The 4,645-nt window shown below is 44.6% G+C and carries 4 protein-coding genes; 1 reads left to right on the top strand and 3 read right to left on the bottom strand.

Translation table 11 applies throughout. The features are described from left to right. Positions 1-309 precede the first annotated feature (309 nt). Positions 310-987 (bottom strand): 5'/3'-nucleotidase SurE, encoded by a 678-nt coding sequence (gene surE / locus QUA16_RS35725; RefSeq protein WP_333109490.1) that lies wholly within the window; start codon positions 985-987, stop codon positions 310-312. Positions 988-1,874: 887 nt separating this feature from the next. Here surE and QUA16_RS35730 point away from each other — a divergent pair. Next, a complete protein-coding gene (locus QUA16_RS35730) occupies positions 1,875-2,609 on the top strand; it encodes a PEP-CTERM sorting domain-containing protein (RefSeq protein WP_333109489.1) in 735 nt (244 codons plus the stop codon). A gap of 118 nt (positions 2,610-2,727) precedes the next feature. On the opposite strand, the gene QUA16_RS35735 is transcribed toward QUA16_RS35730, so the two are convergent. Together QUA16_RS35735 and ltrA are read right to left on the bottom strand one after the other, a co-directional pair. Next, on the bottom strand, positions 2,728-3,045 hold the full coding sequence (locus QUA16_RS35735) for a hypothetical protein (protein WP_333109487.1): 318 nt from the start codon (positions 3,043-3,045) through the stop codon (positions 2,728-2,730). Between the two features lie 26 nt (positions 3,046-3,071). Further along, positions 3,072-4,645: group II intron reverse transcriptase/maturase (gene ltrA, locus QUA16_RS35740; protein WP_333109486.1), on the bottom strand; the 1,574-nt coding region annotated here is incomplete at its 5' end.

Consider the following 4,645-nt stretch of genomic DNA (forward strand, 5'->3'; position numbering starts at 1 on the left):
ATGAGTTAGCTCTAGGGGATTAAATTTAAAACCTCTAATTATAACATATATTTTTTTTGCAAGAGGTCTATTAGCTACTTTGCCACGACCAACAGTGCTGCTCGCTTTGCGTTTTAAGATGCTGGGAGAATTCGCTTCTGCGTTAGGACTCATTTATTGACTTACGTGACTGTAAAAATTAAGTACAAATATTTTATCCTGATTTGGGATATTGAGGCTAAGTAATACCAAAGTTAACCTACCTACTTCCGCTTTGTTGACAAAAAAAATAGTTCGATCGCCCAATCCCATCAAATCCCATCAAATCTATCACAACGATATCTCAGTCACCGCAATATTACCCTCAAAACACACGTCAACATCAGTCCCCGCCGCCCGATCGCGCGAGCCATATTCTCCCGCATAATAAAAGTATTCTCCCTCCATCCGGTAAACAACTGGCAGCGGCTGCGTCGAAGGCTGGCAAAACACAATTTCCGGTTCCGCACTTCCGGGCGGTAAATGTGGCAAATTCACATTCCAGAAACACCCCGACTTTGGTTCCCGGTTCAGCAAATCCGCCAATACGCGCGATGTCCAACGAGTAGCGACATCCCAGTCAATTTCGAGCGGCCTTTTAATCCGGTGGGAAATTGCGATTCCCGGAATACCGTGCATGGCTGCTTCGCGCACAGCTGCCACCGTACCCGAAATATACACGTCAACCCCCAAATTGCCGCCCGCGTTAATACCCGAAAGCACCAAATCCGGCTTCGCACAAACGTGATGAAGAGCAATACGCACGCAATCGGCCGGTGTTCCCCCTACAGCATACTCAAATTCCGATCGCCGATCGACATGAATCGGACTGTGAGCCGTCACTTGATGCCCGCAGCCCGACAATTGCCCCTGCGGAGCCACCATAATTGTTTTGCCTTCTACAGCCTGCAAAAGTGCCTGAATCCCCGGAGCGTCTATGCCGTCGTCGTTGGTTAAAATTATCGTCATTAAAAATGTGTCTGTTAGTAAGGTTATTGTGTCACTGGCGGGCGAGCCGATGCAATTTCAAATTCTAGGGGACGCGGGGATTGTGTCGATTTTAGGTTTTAGATTTTAGATTTTAGATTTTAGATTTACTCCACAGATGAATCTGGGAGATTGAACAAGAGTCTAAAATTTTTATCTTTCCACGACATTAGTCGGGGGCTTGTACCCATTTTTGGCCGCCATCTGCATAACGTTAAGTGTAGTGGACTTACGCACTGAGACTGGACTATACCCAGGGCTGTTTCATTCTCGGTAGGGGCAATCGCCCCGTGGTTGCCCCCATGTCCCAAACGCCTGTGAAATCGTCTGTGCGTGGGGGCGGGCACTCTTGGCATCACAAGAGTCAAAATCGCGATTTTCGTGAGAATGAAACCGCCCTGGGACTATACCGGGTTTTTAAATCCGTACCCAGGCTCTCCACGCCGTACTTTAGTCCTTCAAACCCAGTTTCTGCGCCCGGGAAGAGTTAGTAATTCTATATTTACTTACTGTGCAACTATATTTTACTTTCGCGTAGATCGGGCGATGACAAACAGATGCCTCAGTTGTTGTATAAATAAACACCGACGACTTAGTGGTATTACGCAATTAGCCGTTGTGACCACCGATGATACCGAAAGTTGCAATAACGGATAGTTAGCCGTGGAATGCCTCAGCAACAGTCATCCTAGCGTTTGCGATACAACCAAGTTTACGAAAGATTTAAGAATAAACCTCGAAGAATATTGTTTTGGTAAAGGTATCAAAAATGTATAGACAAAGACCTTTAGATGATTGATGATGTAAATAGATACCAGAAGAAATCAATAAAGTCAATCCCCAAACGATATAAAAAAGGTATTACTCTTATGAAAACCAACTTCGCCCAACCACTAACCGCGTGTCTAGCTACCGCTGGTTTAGTCATTGCTTCTTCATTACTAACTGCAACGCAAGCCCAAGCATTCAGTTTATCCGTGGCTCCTGAGTACGGTACGACCAACGGCATTGGCACCGGCGCTACTGCAACATTGGACTTCAACGTTGTCCAAAGTGGAGCCGATTTGCTCCTGAATTTAGGCATCACCAATACCACTGGCACTAAGACTACAGTCGGTGGTGCAACAAACTCTTCTCTCGTTGCGGTGGCATTTGACGTATTGAGTGGCGTTAATGCATCGGTTCAATCTACCGCAGGCAGCACTTTTACAAAGTTTTGGAACAATGTTGATATTAGTGGCTTGCACAACGGTTTCGACTATGGCATTAGCACTCCGCGCAATAGATTTAATGGTGGAAACGCTAATGGAGGCTTATATAAAAATCAGTCTACTTTGGTTAGCTTTTTGCTAACTGGCAGCAATCTGAGTGCGGCTCAGGCAGAAAGTGCTTTCTTGACGGGATTCCAGAATGGTACGCTTAAGGCAGGGGTTCGTTTCCAGCAGGTAGAGGGGTCTCGTGTTGGCACCAGTGACAAAGTTATGGCGGGGGTTTCGGCTGATGCTGAGCCCGTGCCCGAACCAACCACTATTGCAGGTATGGTGATGGGATTGGGAAGTTTAGTAGCAGCACGCCGCAAGCAGGCAAAAAAAGCTCTTGCTTAAATTTTCTCAGGGGTGCAGGTCATCCATCGGCAGAAAAGCTCGCCACAGTTCTAGTGAATTCAGGTTAACTTCTAGTATCAACTCATAAGAGCCAGCACAGCTATCGTGCTTCTGGCTCTTATTTTTGTTTTTCACCTTGACGTAATGTAGATTTTTTGATACTCCCCATGCCGTGCATGCGAGGGGATTCTTGAAGAACCCAGAGTCGGATTTTCAAAGGCGCTATCAATTCGCCGCTACTGATTCTGCTAAGATCTAATCCTAGCTTTATCGCTACTTTTCTGATAATGTTTGCTGCGCCGTTGCCATCAGCATTTATTTTCGTACCATCGGCTGAACGATACAGTCCACGAGTTATTCTTTTTCCTGATTCTTTCCACCCTGTTAGGGTCGAATGACAAGTCGCCTTGTCATCCTCCCTTTCAAAACCGTGCATGAGACTTTCACCTCACACGGCTCCTCTTATGCCTTAGCATTTGTCATTTGCACCAGTCTGTCATGATTTGTTTTTGTGTCATGGCAATGTCTATGAAGTGCTTGCAGATTTGTATATTCATCTTTTCCACCTTGGTTAACAGGGATTATGTGATCGATTCCTATCAAGTCACCTTCATAGAAGTGGAGGTCACAGTGTTCGCATTTTCCTTTTTGCTTTTTCAGTAGACTGGCTAACCTGCTAGAGATTTGTGGATGTTTACCCATTCGTGATGCCCAGTAGATATAATCTCCATCGTAGGGGCTTTTGGAACCTTTCACTTTCACATGAGGTTTTGTCTTGGTATCTATATATTTCGCTAGAACCAATCCATGTTCAGTGCTGAATCGCCAGTTCTCGTTACCTCTCTTCCGCCAATACTTAGAAAAGACTTTGTATTTTTGGGTTTTCGGACAGGCTCTGAGTGCCCAACTTCTGAGTTTCTGCCAAGTGAGAAAATCCATTTTATCGAATGTTTCACTCGCAAATATCGTACTGTAGTAGTTAGCCCATCCTCGGACAATTGGATTTAATTCTGTAATTAAATCTGATTGTTTGTTCGATGTGTGACTTTTTATTACTTCGGCAACCTTCTTGAGATGTATCTTTTGTTTCTCTTTGCTAGGTTGTATCTGTGTATTGAATCCTAATGGGTTTCCATTTGTGCTTTTTGCAGAACGGTATGTCCCTGTTTCAAATTGCCTTATGGAGAAACCAAGAAAGTCAAATCCAGCATTACCCTCAAACTTATTAAGCGAGTGAGAAATTTTGGTTTTACTTGGTTTTAGTTCTAATCCCATCGGACTCAACCATTCAGATATCGCTACCTTACAGTCCTTGATAATCTCCACGTCGTCATGTAGAACTACGAAGTCGTCGGCATATCTGATGACTGCTGGTATCCTCCGTATTATTTCCTTTCCTTTCCATTTCTGGAGAAACTTTTCAGTGATTAATTCCTCAATCCCATGCAAAGCAATATTGGCTAGGAGGGGTGAGATAGAACCACCTTGTGGCGTTCCTTCTTCAGTGGGAAATAGTTCTTTGCCATCTATATATCCGGCTTTCAACCATTGTTTTATTTGCCTTCTTAAGATTGGGAACGTGTTGATTTTCTCCAGGAGTGCTTTGTGGTCTATCTTGTCGAAGCATTTACTTAGATCTGCATCCAGTACAAATTTAGTTTTACTCTTCAAGTGATTGAAGATTGCTTCGATAGCGTCGTGACATCCTCGCCCTGGTCGAAAACCGTATGAATTGGCTTCAAACTTGGCTTCCCATTCGGGTTCTAACGTCATTTTTGCTAGTGTTTGTAGCGTTCTGTCATGGATAGTAGGAATTCCCAATGGACGCTTATTTCCATCGGATTTTGGTATCCAAATCCTGCGATTCGGTTTAACTTTGTTTCCAAGTTTTATTTTATTTACAAGCTCTAGTCGGTCATCTGGGCTTAATGATTTTATGCCATCTACCCCCGCCGTCTTTTTGTCGGGTAAGGAGGAACACGTCGCCGCGTCCTCCTCGTCGGGTAAGGTTCGAGCGTCGCCGCTCTCCCCTCCCC

The organism is Microcoleus sp. S13_C3, from assembly GCF_036700905.1.
Lineage (GTDB): Bacteria > Cyanobacteriota > Cyanobacteriia > Cyanobacteriales > Microcoleaceae > Microcoleus.